The organism is Actinomycetota bacterium, assembly GCA_036280995.1.
In the GTDB taxonomy this organism is placed as follows: domain Bacteria; phylum Actinomycetota; class CALGFH01; order CALGFH01; family CALGFH01; genus CALGFH01.
In genome coordinates, this window is record DASUPQ010000556.1 from 1 (window position 1) to 18,851 (window position 18,851).

Annotated in this window: 19 protein-coding genes; 14 read left to right on the forward strand and 5 right to left on the reverse strand. The window is 75.0% G+C overall.

What is annotated here, in order from left to right:
- The 8 genes from glgB to VF468_18780 all read left to right on the forward strand — a co-directional run.
- The coding region (gene glgB, locus VF468_18745) for a 1,4-alpha-glucan branching enzyme (protein HEX5880330.1) at nt 1–967 on the forward strand (967 nt) is incomplete at its 5' end.
- On the forward strand, nt 964–2,679 hold the full coding sequence (treZ, locus tag VF468_18750) for a malto-oligosyltrehalose trehalohydrolase (GenBank protein HEX5880331.1): 1,716 nt from the start codon (nt 964–966) through the stop codon (nt 2,677–2,679). The genes glgB and treZ, both read left to right, overlap by 4 nt.
- Nucleotides 2,680–2,756: 77 nt before the next feature.
- On the forward strand, nt 2,757–4,088 hold the full coding sequence (locus VF468_18755; GenBank protein ID HEX5880332.1) for a DUF4268 domain-containing protein: 1,332 nt from the start codon (nt 2,757–2,759) through the stop codon (nt 4,086–4,088).
- Between the two features lie 12 nt (nt 4,089–4,100).
- Nucleotides 4,101–5,204, forward strand: coding sequence for an alpha-hydroxy acid oxidase (locus tag VF468_18760; protein HEX5880333.1), 1,104 nt, complete (start codon nt 4,101–4,103; stop codon nt 5,202–5,204).
- A gap of 118 nt (nt 5,205–5,322) precedes the next feature.
- Entirely contained in the window at nt 5,323–6,006 is a 684-nt protein-coding gene (locus VF468_18765; GenBank protein ID HEX5880334.1) for an AzlC family ABC transporter permease, read from the forward strand.
- Nucleotides 6,003–6,314: an AzlD domain-containing protein gene (locus VF468_18770; GenBank protein HEX5880335.1), complete on the forward strand. Its 312-nt coding sequence runs from the start codon at nt 6,003–6,005 to the stop codon at nt 6,312–6,314. Before VF468_18765 ends, VF468_18770 begins: the two co-directional genes overlap by 4 nt.
- Nucleotides 6,315–6,376: 62 nt before the next feature.
- Nucleotides 6,377–7,237 carry a thioesterase family protein gene (locus tag VF468_18775; GenBank protein ID HEX5880336.1) on the forward strand — a complete coding sequence of 287 codons (861 nt, stop codon included), beginning with the start codon at nt 6,377–6,379 and terminating at the stop codon, nt 7,235–7,237.
- Nucleotides 7,238–7,309: 72 nt separating this feature from the next.
- Nucleotides 7,310–7,576: a hypothetical protein gene (locus VF468_18780; GenBank protein ID HEX5880337.1), complete on the forward strand. Its 267-nt coding sequence runs from the start codon at nt 7,310–7,312 to the stop codon at nt 7,574–7,576.
- Between the two features lie 33 nt (nt 7,577–7,609).
- Here VF468_18780 and VF468_18785 read toward each other — a convergent pair whose 3' ends face one another.
- Both VF468_18785 and VF468_18790 read right to left on the reverse strand, forming a co-directional pair.
- On the reverse strand, nt 7,610–8,794 hold the full coding sequence (locus VF468_18785) for an acetyl-CoA C-acyltransferase (GenBank protein HEX5880338.1): 1,185 nt from the start codon (nt 8,792–8,794) through the stop codon (nt 7,610–7,612).
- A gap of 13 nt (nt 8,795–8,807) precedes the next feature.
- Entirely contained in the window at nt 8,808–11,153 is a 2,346-nt protein-coding gene (locus tag VF468_18790) for a 3-hydroxyacyl-CoA dehydrogenase/enoyl-CoA hydratase family protein (protein HEX5880339.1), read from the reverse strand.
- A 73-nt stretch (nt 11,154–11,226) separates the two neighbouring features.
- On the opposite strand from VF468_18790, the gene VF468_18795 reads away from it, so the two are divergent.
- Entirely contained in the window at nt 11,227–12,408 is a 1,182-nt protein-coding gene (locus tag VF468_18795; protein HEX5880340.1) for an acyl-CoA dehydrogenase family protein, read from the forward strand.
- Here the strand turns inward: VF468_18795 and VF468_18800 are convergent.
- Nucleotides 12,395–13,300, reverse strand: coding sequence for a LysR family transcriptional regulator (locus VF468_18800; GenBank protein ID HEX5880341.1), 906 nt, complete (start codon nt 13,298–13,300; stop codon nt 12,395–12,397). The two genes, VF468_18795 and VF468_18800, sit on opposite strands and share 14 nt — an antisense overlap.
- A 79-nt stretch (nt 13,301–13,379) precedes the next feature.
- Between VF468_18800 and VF468_18805 the strand changes: the two genes are divergently transcribed.
- The 4 genes from VF468_18805 to VF468_18820 all read left to right on the forward strand — a co-directional run bounded on the left by VF468_18805 (nt 13,380) and on the right by VF468_18820 (nt 16,435).
- Nucleotides 13,380–14,330, forward strand: a complete 951-nt coding sequence (locus tag VF468_18805) for an EamA family transporter (GenBank protein ID HEX5880342.1) — start codon at nt 13,380–13,382, stop codon at nt 14,328–14,330.
- Nucleotides 14,331–14,475: 145 nt separating this feature from the next.
- Nucleotides 14,476–14,613, forward strand: coding sequence for a hypothetical protein (locus tag VF468_18810; GenBank protein ID HEX5880343.1), 138 nt, complete (start codon nt 14,476–14,478; stop codon nt 14,611–14,613).
- Between the two features lie 68 nt (nt 14,614–14,681).
- On the forward strand, nt 14,682–15,578 hold the full coding sequence (locus VF468_18815) for a cation diffusion facilitator family transporter (GenBank protein HEX5880344.1): 897 nt from the start codon (nt 14,682–14,684) through the stop codon (nt 15,576–15,578).
- Between the two features lie 5 nt (nt 15,579–15,583).
- On the forward strand, nt 15,584–16,435 hold the full coding sequence (locus tag VF468_18820) for an aldo/keto reductase (protein ID HEX5880345.1): 852 nt from the start codon (nt 15,584–15,586) through the stop codon (nt 16,433–16,435).
- A 63-nt stretch (nt 16,436–16,498) separates the two neighbouring features.
- Here VF468_18820 and VF468_18825 read toward each other — a convergent pair whose 3' ends face one another.
- Both VF468_18825 and VF468_18830 read right to left on the reverse strand, forming a co-directional pair.
- Nucleotides 16,499–17,566, reverse strand: coding sequence for a Gmad2 immunoglobulin-like domain-containing protein (locus tag VF468_18825; protein HEX5880346.1), 1,068 nt, complete (start codon nt 17,564–17,566; stop codon nt 16,499–16,501).
- A gap of 140 nt (nt 17,567–17,706) precedes the next feature.
- Complete coding sequence (locus tag VF468_18830) at nt 17,707–18,198, reverse strand: cupredoxin family copper-binding protein (protein ID HEX5880347.1); 492 nt, start codon at nt 18,196–18,198, stop codon at nt 17,707–17,709.
- Nucleotides 18,199–18,218: 20 nt separating this feature from the next.
- On the opposite strand from VF468_18830, the gene VF468_18835 reads away from it, so the two are divergent.
- Nucleotides 18,219–18,851: DivIVA domain-containing protein (locus VF468_18835; GenBank protein HEX5880348.1), on the forward strand; the 633-nt coding region annotated here is incomplete at its 3' end.

An 18,851-nucleotide genomic window follows, 5' to 3' on the forward strand; every position in this document is an offset into this window, starting at 1 on the left:
GGTGGACGCGGTCGCCTCCATCCTCTACCTGGACTACTCGCGCAACGAGGGCGAGTGGGTCCCCAACGAGTACGGCGGCAACGAGGACCTGGACGCGGTCCGGTTCCTGAAGGACTTCAACACCGTCACCTACCGGGAGCACCCGGGGGCGATGACCGTGGCCGAGGAGTCGACCGCCTGGCCGAGCGTGTCACGCCCCGTCTACCTGGGCGGCCTCGGCTTCGGCTTCAAGTGGAACATGGGCTGGATGCACGACAGCCTCCAGTACGTCTCCAAGGACCCCATCTACCGCCGCTTCCACCACCACCAGCTCACCTTCTCGCTCATCTACGCCTTCAGCGAGAACTTCATCCTGCCCATCAGCCACGACGAGGTCGTGCACGGCAAGGGCTCGCTGCTCGGCAAGATGCCGGGCGACACCTGGCGGCGGTTCGCCAACCTGCGCGCCTACCTCGGCTACATGTGGGCCCACCCGGGCAAGCAGCTGCTGTTCATGGGCTGCGAGCTGGGCCAGGAGTCCGAGTGGTCGCACGAGCGCTCGATCGACTGGGAGTCCCTGGCCGACCCGAACCACAAGGGCGTCCAGACCCTGGTCGGCGACCTCAACCGCGTCTACCGCGAGCACAAGGCCCTGTGGCAGCAGGACAGCAGGCCGGAGGGGTTCTCCTGGATCGACCCCAACGACGTCGACGACAACGCCCTCAGCTTCATCCGCTGGGCCGCCGACGGCCGGCCGCTGGTCTGCCTCTGCAACTTCTCGCCGGTGCCCCGCAGCGAGTACCGGATCGGGCTGCCGACGGTCGGGCGCTGGGGCGAGGTGCTCAACACCGACTCCGCGGCCTACGGCGGCACCAACGTCGGCAACATGGGCGTGGTCGAGGCCGAGGCGATCGAGTGGGACGGCCAGCCGGCCTCGGCCCGGGTCACCCTGCCGCCCCTGGCCACGATCTGGCTCGCCCCGGAGTGACCCCCCCGCTGGGGCCCCGGCTGGTCGAGGGGGGCGCCGAGTTCGGGGTGTGGGCGCCCAAGGTGCGCTCCCTGGCCGTGCGGGTGGGCGACCGGACCGTGGCGCTGGAGCGGCAGGAGCGGGGCGTCTGGCGGGGGAGGGTCGAAGGGGCCGCCGCCGGCGACGACTACCTGCTGGTCCTCGACGGCGAGCGGGAGCGGCCCGACCCGCGCTCGAGGTTCCAGCCCCACGGCGTCCACGGCCCGTCACGGCTGGTCGACCTGGGCCCGCCGCCGGCCCCCTTCGCCACCCCGCCGCTGCGGGACCTGGTCTTCTACGAGCTGCACTGCGGGACCTTCACCCCCGAGGGCACCTTCGACGCGGCCATCGGACGGCTCGGCCACCTGGCCGGGCTGGGCGTGAACGCCGTCGAGGTCATGCCGGTGGCCGCGTTCCCGGGGTCGCGGGGCTGGGGCTACGACGGGGTCGCGCTGTACGCCGTGCACGAGGCCTACGGCGGGCCGGCCGCCTTCCGCCGCTTCGTCGACGCCTGCCACGAGGCCGGGCTGGCCGTGGTCCTGGACGTCGTCTACAACCACCTCGGCCCGGACGGCAATCACCTGGCCGAGTTCGGCCCCTACTTCACCGACGTGGCCACCACCGACTGGGGCCCGGCGGTCAACCTGGACGGGCCCGGGTCGGACTTCGTGCGCGGGTTCGTGCTCGACAACGCCGAGCAGTGGGTGGCCGGCTACGGCGTCGACGGCCTTCGCCTAGACGCCGTCCACGCCCTGTTCGACCGCAGCTCGGTGCACATCCTGGAGGAGCTGTCGGCCCGGGTCCACGGCGCCCGGCCCGGCTCGGTGGTGGTCGCCGAGAGCGACCTGCACCAGCCATTGCTGGTCACCGCCTACAAGGTCGACGCCGCCTGGGCCGACGACCTCCACCACGCCCTCCACGTGGCCCTCACCGGCGAGACCTCCGGCTGGTACGAGGGCTTCCAGGACCGCGAGACGCTCTCCAAGGCGCTGGAGACCGGCTGGGTGTTCACCGGCCAGTACAACCCCTACCTGGACCGCCGCCTGGGCCGCGACCCGGCCGGGCTGGGCGGGGAGCGGTTCGTGGTCTGCGCCCAGAACCACGACCAGGTCGGCAACCGCCCCTTCGGGGACCGGCTGGCCGCCCTGGTCGGCCCCGACCTGGATGCCGTGGCCGCCGTGCTGGTCGCCTGCTCGCCGTTCCTGCCCCTGCTGTTCCAGGGCCAGGAGTGGGGCTCCACGCGCCCGTTCCTCTACTTCACCGACCACGGGCCGGGCCTGGCCGAGTCGGTCCGGCAGGGCCGGCGGGCCGAGTTCGCCGCCTTCGACTGGGGCGAGGAGGTGCCCGATCCCAACGACCCGGTCACCTTCGAGCGGTCCAAGCTCGACTGGGACCGGGCCGGCGGCCCGGCCCTGGAGCTGTGGCGGGCCCTGCTGCGGCTGCGCCGCGAGGTGCCGGCGCTCGGGAACTGCCGCCGCGACCTGACCACCGCCCGGGTCGACCCGGAGCGGCGGCTGGTCGTGCTGGAGCGGGGCGACCCGTCGGGGTCGCGGGCGGTCGTCGTCGCCAACCTGGGCGAAAGGTCCCAGCATGTCCCCGTCGACACGGGTAAGCTGCGGCTCCGGGTCGCGACCCGCCCGCAATCGCCAAGCGGCGACCTATCTGGCGCGAGCGCAGCGGTATGGACGACCTGACTGGTTTGACGCCGACCGGGCGGGCCGGGGTACAACTGCCCCTTGCAAGGTTGGGGGGGCGATCGGAAGGAGCGCGAGTGGCCAGAACGGAGATCGAGCGGCTGGGTCTCGGCCGGCTCGAGCGGCTGGACCTCAAGTCGTTCTGGGGGGAGCAGCTGCCCGACCTGACCCCCTGGTTTCTCCAGAACATCGACCTGCTCGGCGAGACCCTCGGGATCGACATCACCCCGCTGGAGCAGGAGATCAACGTCGACACCGGCGCCTTCAAGGTGCTCGGGACCGACGCCACCGGGCGCCCGATCGTGATCGAGAACCGGCTGGAGGCGACCGACCACAACCAGCTCGGCCAGATGATCGTGCACGCCTCGGGGCTGGACGCGGCCGTGGTGATCTGGGTCGCGCCCCGGTTCCACGAGGAGTTCCGGCGCGGCCTCGACTGGCTCAACGACCGCACCGACCAGAAGGTCGACTTCTTCGGGGTGGAGATCGGCCTGGTCCGCATCGGCCGGTCCCTGCCCGCGCCCGTGCTCGACGTGGTCGTGCAGCCCCGCAACTGGCGCACCGGCGGCCGCCGCCAGGTCCACCTGCCGCTGGGCACGCCCCGGCCCGGCCCGGCCCCGCGCCACGCCGCCGAGCCGGGCGGGATGCCGCGCTACCCCGCCGAGGCCGCTGACGGCTCGCCGCCGCCGGCGCCGCCCATGCCGCCACCGCCGCCGATGCCCGTGCGCACCCCGGCGGCGTCGCCGCGCGGCCAGCACGAGCCGCCGCCGTCGCGTGAGCCGCCGGACGCGGTGGCCCCGGACACGCCTTCCCCTGTGGCCGGAGCACCCCTGAGCGCGGCAGCCTCGCCGACCCTGGAGCCGCTGGAGCCCGAGCTGAGCGGCCGGCACCTGCCCGCGACCCCGCCACCGATGGCCTCCGAGCAGGCCGGCGGGCTCCAGCCGGTGGAGTTGCGGCACCGCTTCTTCGAGTCGATGTTCGACTTCGTGGCCATCCGCCGTCCCGGCTTCCGCATCCCCAAGTTCGGCTACGAGAACTGGGTCGGGTTCGCGGCCGGGCCGTTCGGCTTCTACGACGTCGCCTTCACCGCCAACGGCGCCGTCCGGGCCGGGGTCTACCTGGACATGCAGGAGCGCACGGCCACCAAGCGGCTGTTCGACGACCTGGAGGCCGAGCGCCTGGCCATCGAGACCGCGGTCGGCCGCATCCTGTCCTGGGAGCGCCTGGACGACCGGCGCGCCTCCCGGATCGTCGACTACCGCGAGGTCCGCGACCTGGACAGCGCCCAGGAGCGGCGGGAGCTGGCCGACTGGGCCGCGGAGATCGTGGTCAAGCTGATGGATGCCCTCGATGACCGGCTGCGCTCGACCGCCCAGGTGCTCCTGTCCCGGGTCCAGGGTGGCGTCTAGCGCCACCGGGCCGTGACCGACCTGGACCAGCTCGACCCGCTGGACCCGCTCGACCTGGAGGCGCTGGAGGCGGCGGCCCGGGCGCGGCTGGACCCCGGGGTCTACGACTACATCGCCGGCGGGGCCGACGCCGAGCGCACCCTGGCCGACAACCTGGCCGCCTGGTCGCGGCCGCGGCTGCGCCCCCGGGTGCTGCGTGACGTGAGCCGGGTGTCGACGGCCACGTCCCTGCTCGGCAGCGAGGTCCCGACCCCGCTGGCGGTCGCGCCCATGGCGTATCACCGCATGGTCCACCCCGACGGCGAGGCCGCCTCGGCCGCCGGGGCGGCCGCGGCCGGCGCCCCCTACGTGCTCTCGACCCAGGCCACCATGTCGGTCGAGGAGGTGGCGGCGGCCGCCCCCGACGCCGTCCGCTGGTTCCAGGTCTACGTGGTCCGCGACCGCGGCTGGACCGCCGACCTGGTCGGGCGGGCCGCCGCCGCCGGCTACCGGGCGCTGGTCCTGACCGTCGACGTGCCCCTGCTCGGCAACCGCCTGCGCGACCTGCGCAACGACTTCCGCCTGCCCACCGGCCTCAAGCCCGCCAACGCCCCGCCGGCCGCGGACGCCCGCCAGCGGGAGCTGGCCGTCGACGTGCTCGCCCAGGCCGGCCAGTTCGACCCCGCCCTCACCCCCGACACGATCGCCTGGCTGGCCGACCGCTCCGGCCTCCCGGTGGTGGTCAAGGGGGTCCTGCGGGCCGACGACGCGGTCGCCTGCGTGGACGCCGGCGCCGTCGGGGTGGTGGTCTCCAACCACGGCGGCCGCCAGCTCGACACCGTGGTCGCCAGCGCCGACGCCCTCGCCGAGGTCGCCGCCGCGGTCGGCGACCGGGTCGAGGTCTACGTCGACGGCGGCGTCCGCCGCGGCACCGACGTCCTCAAGGCCCTCGCCCTGGGGGCCCGCGCCGTCCTGATCGGCCGCCCGGTCCTCTGGGGCCTGGCGGTGGCGGGATCCGCCGGGGTCGAGCGGGTCCTCGCCGCCCTCGCCACCGAGCTCCGCCTGGCCATGGCCCTGTGCGGCGCCGTCGACCTGACCGAGGTCACTCCCGACCTGCTCGCCTCCCCCTCCGGCTAGCCGCCCGGGTGGCTGTCACATCCTCCGGTTAGCCTGTCACCAGTAATCGGTATATGCTGGTGTTCAATCCCCAGGAGGCCCCGGTGCATCCACGATGGCCCGACGAACGGTGAAGCGGTTGACCGACCCCCAGGCGCCCGAGCCCGGGCGGCGGACCTACCTGGACGGAGTGCGGGCGGCCGCCCCGATCGGGGTCGCCGCGTTCGCCTTCGGCGTCTCGTTCGGGGTGCTGGCCCGCGCGGCCGGCATGGGGCGGGTCGCCCCGGTGGTGATGTCGGTGACGACCTTCGCCGGCTCGGCCCAGTTCGCCGTCGCCTCCATCCTCGGCGCCGGCGGCGGCCTGGTCACGGCCATCGTCGCCGCCGTCCTGCTCAACCTCCGCTACGGCCCCATCGGGCTGTCCGCGGCCGGCGCCTTCGAGGGCCCGTGGTGGCGGCGGGTCCTCACCGCCCAGATGATCGTCGACGAGTCCTGGGCCGTCGCCCAGCGCCACGACGGCCGCATCGACCGGCACCTGCTGATCGGCGCCGGCCTGCTCCTGCTCGTCTGCTGGACCGCCGGCACGGCCGTCGGGGCCTTCGCCGGCGACCTGGTCGCCGACCCCGAGTCGCTCGGCCTCGACGCCGCCTTCCCGGCGCTGTTCCTGGCCCTGCTCTGGTCGCAGGTCCGCGAGCGCTCCCGCCTCCTGGCCGCCCTCGGCGGCGCCGCCATCGCGTTGGCCCTCATGCCCTTCACCGGCCCCGGGGTCCCGATCGTCGCCGCCAGCCTGGCCTGCCTCGTCGGCACGAGGCGTCCCGCATGAGCGCCGTCTGGATCAGCGTGATCGTGGTCGGCCTGGCCACCATCGCCATCAAGGCCGCCGGCCCCCTCCTGCTCGCCCGGCGCACCCCGCCTCCCCGCGCCCAGGCCGCCCTCGAGCACCTCGCCCCCGCCCTCCTGGCCGCCCTGGTCGTCACCCAGGCCCTCGGCGGCGACAACGGCGGCTTCACCATCGACGCCCGCCTCGCCGGCCTCGCCGCCGGCGCCGCCGCCCTCCTCCTGCGCGCCCCCCTCCTGGTCGTCATCACCGCCGCCGCCGTCACCGCCGCCCTGGTTCGCCTGATCGCCTGACTGGCGGGCTTGCGGAGCGCCGGGGCCGCTGGCAGCCTCCGTGGCCGGAGGGAGGAGGCGGCATGGCAGAGGACGGGCCGGCCGAGACGGCCACGGGGCACAGCTTCGACCTGGCCACGGCCGTACGGGGCGGGCCGGTGCGGTGGACGGCCGAGGTCGACCCGGGCTGGACGGTGGCCGGCCGGCCCAACGGCGGGTACCTGCTGGCGCTGGCGACGCGGGCGGCGCTGGAGGCGGCCGGGCAGCCGCATCCGCTGGCGGTCAGCGCCCACTTCCTGGCCCCGTCCGACCTCGGGCCGGCCGAGCTGGAGGTGCGCCGGCTGCGGGCCGGCCGCAGCCTGTCGACGGCCAGGGTGACCCTGGTCCAGGAGGGCGCGGCCCGGCTGGAGGCGCTGGTCACGGCCGGGCGGATGGACCCGGACGCGGACCCCGGGTGGCGCCGGGCCGCCGGGCCGGACGGGCTGGCGCCGGTGGAGGACTGCGTGCCCGGGCGGCCCGAGCTGCCCGGCGGCATGCGGGCCAACCTGCTCGAGCACATCGACCTCCGGCTCGACCCGGCCACCCTGGGCTGGCTTGCCGGCCGGCCGGGCGGCCGCCTGGAGATGCGCGGCTGGGTCCGGTTCTCCGACGGCCGCGCCGCCGACCCGCTGGCCCTGCTCCAGGTGGTCGACGCGCTGCCCCCGACCAGCTTCGACCTCGGCCTGGCGAGCTGGGCGCCGACGGTGGAGCTGACCGTCTACCTGCGCGGCGTCCCGGCGCCGGGCTGGCTCGCCTGCATCGTGCGCGGCCAGCTCTGGCAGGGCGGCTGGTTCGACGAGGAGGCCGAGATCTGGGACTCGGCCGGCCGCCTGGTCGCCCAGTCCCGCCAGTTCGCCGGCGCCCGTCCCCCCGCCCCGGCCGGTGACGCCCGGCCGCCGTCGTGACCCGCCTGGACCGCCTGGACGGCCCGGGACGGCCGCCGTCAGCGAGCGGCTGGTCGACGTCGACGGGCGGCCATGGGGGCCGCGCCCTTCCACGAGACCGCGGTCGAGGCCGGGTTCTTCGCCGAGGAGCTGGCCGGCGAGCTGGAGGAGCCCGGGTTCCGCCTCTACCGCTCCCCGGGGTTCCGGAGCTGGGCTGCGGGCCCCTCGGCTGGCACGACGCCGAACGGGTCGTGCTCGGCGCCGAGCTGCCCCGGGCGTCCCGCACCCCCGGGCGGCCTGCAGCCCGACCCGCCGGCATCGGGTCCCCCGGTGGGGGAGGCTACCTCGCCAGCGGAATGAGGGCGCGGCGCTGTCCACAGGCCGCCCCGGCGGCTAGCGCTGGAGGTTCTCGAAGATCCCGGCGGCGCCCTGGCCGCCGCCGACGCACATGGTGACCATGCCGTAGCGGCCGCCGCGGCGGGCCAGCTCGGCCAGGAGCTGGACGGTGAGCTTGGTGCCGGTGGCGCCCATGGGGTGGCCGAGGGCGATGGCGCCCCCGTTGACGTTGACCTTGTCGAGGTCGAGGCCGACCTCGCGGATGACGGCCAGGGTCTGGGAGGCGAACGCCTCGTTGAGCTCGATCAGGTCGATGTCGTCCAGGCGGAGCCCGGTCAGCTCCAGCACCTTGGGGATGGCCACGGTGGGGCCGATGCCCATGACCTCGGGGGCGACCCCGCCGACGGCGTAGCCCACGAACCGGCCCAGCGGGGCAAGGCCGAGGCGCTCGGCCCGTTCCCGCTCCATGACCACGACCGCGGCCGCGCCGTCGCTGCGCTGGGAGGAGTTGCCGGCGGTGACGGTGCCGCCCTGCTTGAACACGGGCTTGAGCTTGGCCAGGGCCTCGGCCGAGGTGTCGCGGCGCGGCCCCTCGTCGCGGGTGAAGGTGCCCTCGGAGGTGACGGCCCGCCCGTCGCCGTCCAGGGTGTCCACCCGGACGGGCAGGGGGACGATCTCGGGGTCGAAGCGGCCCGAGTCGACCGCCTCGGCCGCCCGCTGGTGGGAGCGGAGGGCGAAGGTGTCCTGGTCCTCGCGGCTGACGTTCCAGCGCTCGGCCACCCGCTCGCCGGTCAGGCCCATGGCCATGTAGTACTCGGGGTGGCCGCGGACGACCTCGGGGTTGGGGGAGAAGGTCGGGGTCGGCGTCGGGGTCGAGCTCATGTGCTCGGTGCCGCCGGCCACGATGGTGGTGGCGAACCCGGTCATGATCCGCTCGGCCGCGCTGGCGATCGTCTGCAGGCCCGAGGAGCAGAAGCGGTTGACCGTCTGGGCGGGCACGCTCTCGGGCAGCCCGGCCCGCTGGGCGGCGATCCGGGCCACGTTCAGCCCCTGGCTGCCCTCGGTGATGGCGCAGCCCAGCAGGACGTCCTCGACCTCGGCCGGGTCGAGCCCGTCGGCCCGCCGGAGCGCCTCGGCGATGGCCGCCCCGGCCATGTCGTCGGGCCGGCTGGCCCGCAGGGTCCCCCGGGGCGCCCGCCCGACCGCGGTCCGGGCCCCACTGACAATGACTGCTTCCTTCATCTCGTCGATCCCCTCAGTTGCGGACGACCTTGCCGGTCATCAGGAAGCCCTGGATCCGCTCCATCGTCCTGGGCTCGCGGAGCAGGGCCAGGAACGCCTCCATCTCCAGGTCGAGGATGTGCTGCTCGGTCACCCACTGGCCGAGCGACAGCTCGCCCCCGCACAGGACCCGGGCCAGGTGGCGGGCGACGACGCCGTCGTGCTCGCTGGCCTGGCCGGCCCACTGGAGGGTCTGCACGCCCAGCTCCAGGGCGGCCAGGACGGGCCGACCGGCGGCGTACACCGCCGCCTCCCCGCGGGCCGGGGGCCGGTAGGCGCCGGCCAGGTCGAGGACCTCCCGCTTGGCCGCGGCCAGCTGGTGGTCGGCGTTGAGCACGATCACGTCGTGCTCGCTCAGGAACCCGAGCTCGCGGGCCTCGACGGCCGAGGTGGCCACCTTGGCCAGGCCGATGGTCTCGAACACCCGCTGCACGAACGGCAGCACGGGCGCGTCCGGGGCGGCCCGGACGGCCGGGGCGACGACCCGGCGCAGCAGCTCCTTGCACCCGCCCCCGGCCGGGACGATGCCGACCCCGACCTCGACCAGCCCGATGTAGGTCTCCAGGGCGGCCACCACCCGGTCGGCGTGCAGGACGATCTCGGCCCCTCCCCCCAGCGTCTGGCCGTGGGGGGCGGCCACCACCGGCCGGGCCGCGTGCCGGAAGCCCATGAGCACGTCCTGGAGGCCCTTGACGGCCTCGCCCACCTGGTCATACAGGCCCTGGTAGGCGGCCATGCCGACCTCGCCCAGGTTGGCCCCGACGCAGAAGTTGCGGGCCTGGTTGGCGATCACCATCCCGGTCCAGTCGCCTTCCTCCAGCTCCTGGAGGGCCCGTGCCCCGAGCTCGACCACGGCGGCGTCGATGGCGCTGGCCGGGGCGTGCAGCTCGAAGCAGAGCACCCCGTCGCCCAGGTCGACCAGGCTGGCCGAGCCGTTCTGGGCCACCACGGCCCCCCCGGCCTTGCGCGCCTCCAGGTCCAGGACCTCCGGGTCGACCGGCACCGGCTCGTAGGCGCGGGTCAGGGGGCTGTAGACCTGGCCGTCGCGGTAGAAGGCGTCGTTCCCGGCGGCCAGCATCTCGGTCACCCAGGCCGGGACCTCGATCCCGAGGGCCTCCATGCGGCCCACCCCGTCGGCCACGCCGATGGCGTCCCAGGCCCGGAACGGGCCCAGCTCGTAGCCGAAGCCCCACTCGACGGCGTGGTCGACCTCGACCAGGGAGTCGGCGATCTCCGGCACCCGGCGGGCGGCGTAGGCCAGCGACGGCAGCAGGGTGTCGCGCAGGTAGCGGGCGCCGCGGTCCTCCTCGGCCTTGTCGAGCAGGAAGCGCAGGCGCGTGCCCAGGTCGTCGTGGTCGCGGGCCGCGGGGACGATCGGCAGGTCCGGCTTGGCCGCCGGGCGGTACTCCAGGGTGTCCAGGTCGAGCACGTCGAAGACGGTCTGGCCGTCGCGCCTGCCGCGCCGGTAGAAGCCGCCGCCGGTCTTGTTGCCGAGCAGGCCCGCCTCCTGCATCCGAACCAGCGGCTCAGGGGCTGGGAGCACGTCGCGGCTCTCGTCCTCGGGCGCCAGCTCGTGCAGGTTGCCGGCCACGGCGACCATCACGTCCAGGCCGACCTGGTCGAACAGCCGGAAGGTGGCCGTCTTGGGCCGGCCTACGAGCGGCCCGGTGAGGGCGTCGACCTCCTCGATGGCGTAGCCGTGCTCGAGGGCGTAGCGGACGTCGTGCATGCCGGCGAAGCTGCCCAGGCGGTTGGCGATGAAGTTGGGGGTGTCCTTGGCCACGACCGCGCCCTTGCCGAGGACCCGCTCCACGAACGCCCGCATCCGCTCCAGCACCTCGGGGTCGGTGTCGGCGGTCGGGATCAGCTCGACCAGCTTGAGGTAGCGGGGCGGGTTGAAGAAGTGGGTGCCGCAGAAGCGGCGCCGGAAGTCGTCCGAGCGCCCCTCGGCCAGGCTGGCCAGCGGCAGCCCGGAGGTGTTGGAGGTGACCACCGCCCCGGGGCCGGCCGTCTTCTCGACCCGGGCGAACAGCTCCTGCTTGGGCTCCAGGCGCTCCACGATCGCCTCGACGACCCAGTCGGCGGCGGCGACCCGGTCGAAGTCCTCCTCGAAGGTCCCCAGGCGGATGCGCTCGGCCAGCCGGGGGCTGGCCAGGGCGGCCGGCCGGGCGGCCAGCATGCGCTTGAACCCGCCGTGCACGGCGTCGGAGTCCAGGTCGAGCAGGTCGACGGCCAGGCCGGCGTTGGCCGCGTGGGCGGCGATGGCGGCCCCCATGGTGCCGGCGCCGAGCACGGCGACGGAACGGATGTCGTGGGTCAAGGACGCACCTCCAGGTGATCGGCGTTCCGAGGGTACGCTCGAAGCGGAGCGCACCCAGCGGAGGGACCCGGCCATGAGCGAGCAACCACCGGCGTCGACCGACTTCTACCGCATCGACGACCTCCTGACCGACGCCGAGCGCGAGGTCCGCGACCGGGTCCGGACCTTCTGCGACAAGGAGGTCACCCCGATCATCAACGACTACTGGGAGCGGGCCGAGTTCCCCTTCGAGCTGGTGCCCAAGCTGGCCGCCCTCAACCTGGCCGGCGGCACCATCGAAGGCTACGGCTGCCCGGGGCTGAGCACCGTCGCCACCGGCCTGGTCGGCATGGAGCTGGGCCGGGCCGACGGCAGCATCTGCACCTTCTTCGGCGTCCACTCCGGCCTGGCCATGACCTCGATCAACCTGCTCGGGTCGGAGGAGCAGAAGCGGCGCTGGCTGCCGGCCATGGCCCGCATGGAGAAGATCGGCGCCTTCGGGCTGACCGAGCCCGACCACGGCTCGGACGCGGTCGCGCTGGAGACCCGGGCCCGCCGCGACGGCGACCACTGGGTGCTGGACGGGGCCAAGCGCTGGATCGGCAACGCCTCCTTCGCCGACCTGGTGATCGTCTGGGCCCGCGACGACGACGACAAGGTCGGCGGGTTCGTGGTCGAGAAGGGCACGCCCGGGTACGCGGCCAGCGTGATGGCCGGCAAGACGGCCAAGCGGGCCGTGTGGCAGGCCGAGATCACCCTTGACGGGGTCCGGGTCCCGGCCGAGAACCGGCTGGAGCACTCGCGCGGCTTCGCCGACACGGCCCGGGTGCTGACGGCCACCCGCTCCGGGGTCGCCTGGGAGGCGGCCGGCCACGCCCTGGCCGCCTACGAGGCCGCCCTCGCCTACGTCAGCGACCGCGAGCAGTTCGGCACCCCGCTGGCCAGCTTCCAGCTGGTCCAGTACCGGCTGGCCAAGATGCTGGCCGAGGTGACCACCATGCAGCTGCTCTGCCTGCGCCTGGCCCAGCTCACCGACGCCGGCCAGATGACCGCGGGCATAGCCTCCCTGGCCAAGATGAACAACGCCGCCAAGGCCCGCCAGGTGGTGGCCGACGCCCGCGACGTCCTCGGCGGCAACGGCATCCTGCTCGAGAACCACGTCGCCCGTCACCACGCCGACATGGAGGCCGTCTACACCTACGAGGGCACCGACGCCATCCAGAGCCTGATCGTCGGCCGCGAGATCACCGGCGAGAGCGCCTTCACGAGCCGCTGAGCCGCCGGCCCTCCTCCCTGACGACCTCCAGCATGGCCATGGTGGCCGCCGCCTGGTCGCCGCGGCGGACGGCCGCGACCACCAGCCGGCTCACCCCGGCGCCGGCCAGGGGCCGCACGGCCAGGTCGTCGCGGGGCACGGCCAGGGCCAGCCGCGGCAGCAGCGTGATCCCGGCGCCGGCGGCCACCATGCCCTGAGTGGCGTTGTAGTCGTCGGTCGGGAAGGCGACCGCGACCCGGGGCTCGAACCCGGCGGCGTGGCAGGCCCGCAGGATCGTGTCGCGGTCCGAGCAGGCGGGGCCGCCGCCCAGGACCCACGGCTCGCCGGCCAGGTCGGCCAGGGCCAGGGCCCGCCGGCGGGCCAGCGGGTGCCCGCCGGGCAGCACGACCAGCATCGGGTCCTCGAGCAGCCGGTGGGTCTCGACCAGGTCGGGGGGCGGCTGGTCGACCGGCTGGGCCAGCAGGGCCAGGTCGGCCAGCCCGGCGCGCACCCCGTCGACGGCCTCGTCGGTCGCCTCGACCAGCGAGAGCTCGACCTGGACCTCCGGGTGGCCGGCGCGGAAGGCGGCGACGGCGGCCGGCAGCAGCGCGGTGGCCGCGCTGGCGAAGGTGGACACCCGGACCCGGCCGCCCCGCAGCCCGGCGATCGCCGCCAGCTCGGCGTCGGCGGCGGCCAGCTCGGCCAGGATCGCGTCGGCCCGGCGGACCAGCGCCTGGCCGGCGTCGGTCAGGCGGACGCCGCGGCCGTGGCGCTCAACCAGCCGGGTGCCGGCCTCGCGCTCGAGGGCGGCGATCTGCTGGGAGACGGCCGACTGGCTGTAGGCGAGCGCCTCGGCGGCGGCCGAGAACGAGCCCCGCAGCGAGACCTCGCGGAGCACCCGCAGCCGGCGCACGTCGAGCATAAGCACCACTTATCGGTAGGGGCAGGAACTGTCATGTGAGCTGATGGCATTGGCTGGATACCCATCTCCCATGACCTCCACACCGACCTCGACCCGGACCGTCCGCGACTGGCGGCTGTGGCTCGCCCTGGCCACCGTCTACCTGGTCTGGGGCTCGACCTACCTGGCGATCAGGGTGATGGTGGAGACGATCCCGCCGCTGCTCGGCTCCGGGGTCCGGTTCCTGCTGGCCGGGGCCGTCCTCTACCCGTTCCTGCTGGCCCGCCGGGGCTGGACCGGGGTCCGGGTGCCGGCCCGGCAGGTCGGGGCCAGCGCCCTGGTCGGCCTGCTGTTCCTGGCCGGCGGGACCGGCCTGGTCACCGTGGCCGAGCGGGACGTCCCCTCGGGGCTGGCGGCGGTGCTGGTCGCGGCCATGCCGCTGGTCGTGGTGCTGCTGCGCCGGCTGGCCGGCGAGCGCGTCCCCCGCGCCACCGCCCTCGGGGTCGCGGCCGGGTTCGCCGGCGTCGGCGTGCTCGTGCTGCCCGGCAACCCGGCACCCGAGGCCGGCTGGTTCGGCCTGGTCCTCATCCTGATGGCCAACGTGTCGATGGCGGTGGCGTCGTTCGCCTCCAGCCGGCTGCCCGTCCCCGGCGACACCCTGGTCGCGACCGCGCTGGAGCTGCTGGCCGCCGGGGTCGCGCTCTGCCTCGGCGGCCTCCTCGCCGGCGAGGCCGCCCACCTGGAGCTGCATCGCCTCTCGGGCGCGTCCCTGGCCGCCCTCGCCTACCTGGTCGTGGCCGGCTCCCTGGTCGCCTACACCGCCTACGTCTGGCTGCTGGCCAACGCTCCCGTCTCCCAGGCCACCACCCACACCCACGTCAACCCGGTGGTCGCCGTCGCCCTCGGCTGGCTGATCCTCCAGGAGCGCGTCACCCTGGCCACCCTGGCCGGCGCCGCCCTGATCCTCGGTTCGGTGGCCGTCGTCGTCCGCCACGAGTCAGCCGAGCCGGCGCCAGCGTCACGCCCCGAGACCGTTCCGTGATGGATCGGGGTCGCAACGGTGACCGGTGGCATGCCGGTTCGTTACCTACGGCGGCCAGACTAGGCCCTGTCGATGCGCCGCAACCGACAGGCGGCGAGGGCGACGCGGGCTGGGGGGTTCGCGTCGGGGCAGCAGGAGGGGGACAATGCAGCTCAAGGAACTCACCGTCTGGTGGCAGCAGCGCAGGATCGCCCGGGAGGGTCGTGCCGCATTCGAGTCGGCCGCCACCCGCGAGCTCTACGAGGCGCTCGACGAGGCCTCGATGCTGGCGCCGAGGCGCTGACGCGCAACGACCCTGACGGCCCGGGCGATCGCCCGGGCCGTTCGGTTGTGCTGTGGCAGAGTGACCCCATGGCACACGAGCACCGTCACAGCGCCGCCGCCGAGCACCGGGGCCGGCTGACGGTGGTCCTCGCCATCACCGTGGCCGTGCTCGTGGCCGAGGTCGCCGGGGCCGCCCTCAGCGGCAGCCTGGCCCTGCTCGCCGACGCCGGGCACGTGCTGGCCGACGGCGCCGGGATCGGCCTGGCCCTGCTGGCGATCCGGTTCGCGGCACGCCCGGCCACCCCGCAGCGGACCTTCGGGTACTACCGGCTGGAGATCCTGGCCGCCGTGGTCAACGCCGTGCTGCTGTTCGGCGTGGCCGGGTTCGTGCTGGTCGAGGCGTGGCGGCGCCTGACCGACCCGCCGGCGGTGGCCAGCGGGCTGATGCTGGCCGTGGCCGCCGCCGGGCTGGTCGCCAACGCCGTCTCGCTGTGGCTGCTCCACGGCGGCCAGCGGGACAGCCTGAACCTGCGCGGCGCCTACCTGGAGGTCTGGGGCGACCTGCTCGGTTCGGTGGCGGTCCTGGCCGCCGCCGCCGTGATCGCCGTCACCGGCTTCCAGGCCGCCGACCCGATCGCCTCGGCCCTGATCGGCGCGGCCATCCTGCCCCGGACCTGGCGGCTGCTCCGGGAGGCGGTGGACGTCCTGCTCGAGGCCACCCCCAAGGGGGTCGACATGGACGAGGTCCGCCGGCACCTGCTCGAGACCCCGGGCGTGACCGACGTCCACGACCTGCACGCCTGGACCATCACCTCCGGCCTGCCGGTGCTGTCGGCCCACGTGGTCCTGGAGCGCCACGCCGACGCCGGCAAGGTCCTCGACGGGCTCGGCGAGTGCCTGGCCGGCCACTTCGACATCGAGCACTCCACCTTCCAGCTCGAGCAGCCCGAGCACCGCGGGCACGAAGGAGCGACCCACCGGTGACCGGCATGCCCACCCGCCGCCTGGGCGGGCTCCAGGTCGGCGCCGTCGGGCTCGGCGAGATGCCGATGTCGCTGGCCGGCCGGCCCGACGAGGACCGCTCGATCCGCACCATCCACGCCGCCCTTGACGCCGGCGTGACCCTGGTCGACACCGCCGACGCCTACTGCCTCGACGGCTCCGAGATCGGCCACGGCGAGCGGCTGGTCAGGAAGGCCCTGGACGCCTGGCCGGGCGACCGCGACCGGGTGCTGGTGGCCACCAAGGGCGGCCACACCCGCGAGGGCCGCGAGTGGGGCCTCGACGGGCGCCCCGAGCACCTGCGCCAGGCGTGCGAGGCCAGCCTGCGCGCCCTCGGGGTCGACGCCATCGGCCTCTACCAGCTCCACCGGCCCGACCCCAAGGTCCCGTTCCTCGAGTCGGTCGGGGCCATGGCCGAGCTCAAGGCGGCCGGCAAGGTCCGGCTCGTCGGCCTCTCCAACGTCAGCGTCGACCAGGTCAAGCAGGCCCGCCAGGCCGTCGAGGTGGCCAGCGTCCAGAACGAGTTCTCGCCCCGCTTCCGCCGCTCCGAGGGCGAGCTGGCCTTCTGCGCCGCCGAGCGGATCGCCTTCCTGCCCTGGAGCCCACTGGGCGGGATCGGGCGGGGCCGCGACCTGGGCGGCCGCCATGCCGCCTTCGCCGAGGTCGCCGCCGCCCACGGCGTCTCGCCTCAGCAGGTCGCCCTGGCCTGGGAGCTGGCCAAGGCCCCGGTGGTCATCCCCATCCCCGGGGCCAGCCGTCCCGAGACCATCACCGACAGCGCCGCCGCCGCGACCCTGCGCCTGAGCGCCGACGACCTGGCCCGCCTGGACCGGATCTAGCCGGACCGGACCCGGCGACGCGAACGGGGGAGCCGGTCGGCTCCCCCGTGTGGATCGTGGTGGCTAGGTGTGGAGCACGCCGATGCCCTCGTGCTCGGCGGTGCCGCCCCGGCCGTTCACCTGGACGAGCAGGTGGCCGTTGAAGGACTGGTCCGGGTAGCGCCAGGAGACGGACCAGCGCTCGCCGTCCTCGCCGGCGCGGTCGACCCCGAGCAGCTTGGCGTAGGCCCGGGTGCCGGTCCCGGTGGGGACCAGCAGCACGCGGACCTCGCCGGCGCCGAAGGCCCGGACCCGGACGGTGAAGGTCCCCGACCCGGTGAGGGTCACGAGCCTGGCCGAGCCGACCGCGGGCGGGTTGGTGGTGACGCCGAGGATCTGCGGCTTGTGGTCGCTGTTGACGAACCGGACACGGACGGCGGAGGCCTCGATGATCCCGGGGCCGGCGCCGGTGTCGCCGCTGAAGACGACCCAGCCGGCGTCGACGCCGGGGGTCGGGGTGGCGAAGGTGATCTGGCCGAGGAACGGCGACAGCTCGGTCCCGCCGCCGTTCACGAAGCCCTTGCCGAGGACGTGGTCGGGGCCGCGCCGGTCCTGGGTGACGGTGACGTGCACGGTGCCCTCGTAGGAGACGGACTGGCCGCTCACCGTGAGCGGGGACTGGATGCGGGCGAAGGGCAGCGGCTGGGCGACCTCGATGTCGGCGGCCTTGGCCCCGGTGGGGACCCAGCCGTTGGTGTAGCGGTGGAGCTGCACCAGCGTGGTCACCCGGTCGAACGCGCGCCCGCCCTCGCCGGCCTTCGGGTGGAGGCCGACCTCGGCGGTGGCGGACCCGGTCTTCCGGTAGGACGCGGCCACCGGGTCGCGCATGCCGAGCTCGCGCAGGAAGGCGACCCCGGCCGCCCTGGCGGCCTGCTGGTCGCGGTTGAGAGGCTTGGGCGTGGTGGTCTCGGGGCCGCGGCCGTCGTCCTTGCCGGCCACGACGCCGGTGGGAGCGGGAACCGTGGTCGTCGGGGTGGCGACGGCGGTGGGCTGGACGGGGCTGTCCCGGCCGACCACGAAGGCGGTGCCGACCCCGAGCGCGACGGCGAGCACGCCGCCGCCGGCGATGAGACGGATGTGGACTGGACGCATTGCTGACCCCCCGGTCGACGCTCCCTCACTGGAGCGCTCGGGTACCAGGTTCGTCCGATCCGGTCACGAAACCCGATCGGCGCCATCTCGGACGCGTCCCCGAACGATCTCCGGCCGATCTCGGTTTGGGAGGTGGTCCGTTACCCTTCGACCCTGACCGTGCCGCGCATGTCGCGATGGATGGCGCAGCGGTAGGCGAAGGCGCCGGCGGTCTGGAAGAGGTGGGAGAACTCGTCGCCCTCCTCGAGCTCGCCGGAGCGGAACCCGCCGTCGACGGCGGTGACGGTGTGGGTCACGCCGGCGTCCTGGTGCGCCCAGGTGACCCGCTGGCCGACCTTGGCCCGGACGGTCGCCGGGGCGAAGGTGAAGTTCGCGATCCGGACGTCCCCGGTCCCGGCGCCGTCGCCGTTCGAGCTCGCGGGCGCGGCCAGGGTCGCGGAGGCGGCGGGCCGGGCGCCGGGCGCGCCCTCGTCCCCGCCGTCGCCGCAGCCGGCGGCCAGCAGGGCGACGGCGGCCACCATGACCAGGATGTTGCGGGTGCGGTGCAGGGCAAGGACCTCCTCGGACGGCGGGTCCTCTGGAGAACCGCGCGGGTGCGCCGAAGGTTCCCGTTTGCCAATCCGGCGGGTCAAGGAGCACGCTGCTGATCGCTATGACCGAAGGCCGGCTCGCACCCGAAGAGGTCCGGACGCGGACCTTCACCAGGGTCGTGCGCGGCTACCGGCGCCGGGAGGTCCGTCGGCTGCTGGAGCGGGCCGCCGCCGACCTGGCCCGCCTGCGCAACGGCCCGGTCAGGAATGGTCCGGACGACGAGCCGCCTCTCACCCCCGAGCAGGTCGAGGAGGTCCGGTTCCAGCCGGCCCTCGGCGGCTACGAGATGGACGAGGTCGACGAGTTCCTCGACCAGCTCGTGGTCGAGCTCGAACGCGCCGGCCGCGGGCCCCTCCGGCCCCCGTCCGCCCTCCCCGCCCCAGCGCGCGAGGGCGTGTTCCCCGCCGCCACCCCCGCCGCCACCCCCGGTCCCCCGCCCCCCGAGCCCAGGCCGTCAGCCGACGACGAGCAACCCGTCGCCGGGCCCGAAGGTCCCCCCGCCCGCCCCGAGGGTCCCGCCCCGCGGCGCGAGGCTCCCGCCGCCCGGCACGGGCCTCCGGCCGGCCCGCCCGAGCCGACCCCGACCCCGCTGCCGCCGACCCCGACCCCGCTGCCGACCCCGACCCCGGCCGCGGGGCCGCTCCCGGCGGCCCAGCCGCCGCCGGCCGCCGCACCACCCGCCGCCGGGGTGCCA

Bases quoted from the DNA above. Each gene is read 5' to 3' on its own strand.
- VF468_18795 (HEX5880340.1), top strand. From the start codon at position 11,227: ATGAGCGAGCAACCACCGGCGTCGACCGACTTCTACCGCATCGACGAC.
- VF468_18770 (HEX5880335.1), top strand. From the start codon at position 6,003: ATGAGCGCCGTCTGGATCAGCGTGATCGTGGTCGGCCTGGCCACCATC.
- VF468_18780 (HEX5880337.1), top strand. From the start codon at position 7,310: ATGGGGGCCGCGCCCTTCCACGAGACCGCGGTCGAGGCCGGGTTCTTC.
- VF468_18825 (HEX5880346.1), bottom strand. From the start codon at position 17,566: ATGCGTCCAGTCCACATCCGTCTCATCGCCGGCGGCGGCGTGCTCGCC.
- VF468_18815 (HEX5880344.1), top strand. From the start codon at position 14,682: ATGGCACACGAGCACCGTCACAGCGCCGCCGCCGAGCACCGGGGCCGG.
- VF468_18810 (HEX5880343.1), top strand. From the start codon at position 14,476: ATGCAGCTCAAGGAACTCACCGTCTGGTGGCAGCAGCGCAGGATCGCC.
- VF468_18805 (HEX5880342.1), top strand. From the start codon at position 13,380: ATGACCTCCACACCGACCTCGACCCGGACCGTCCGCGACTGGCGGCTG.
- VF468_18820 (HEX5880345.1), top strand. From the start codon at position 15,584: ATGCCCACCCGCCGCCTGGGCGGGCTCCAGGTCGGCGCCGTCGGGCTC.
- VF468_18785 (HEX5880338.1), bottom strand. From the start codon at position 8,794: ATGAAGGAAGCAGTCATTGTCAGTGGGGCCCGGACCGCGGTCGGGCGG.
- VF468_18775 (HEX5880336.1), top strand. From the start codon at position 6,377: ATGGCAGAGGACGGGCCGGCCGAGACGGCCACGGGGCACAGCTTCGAC.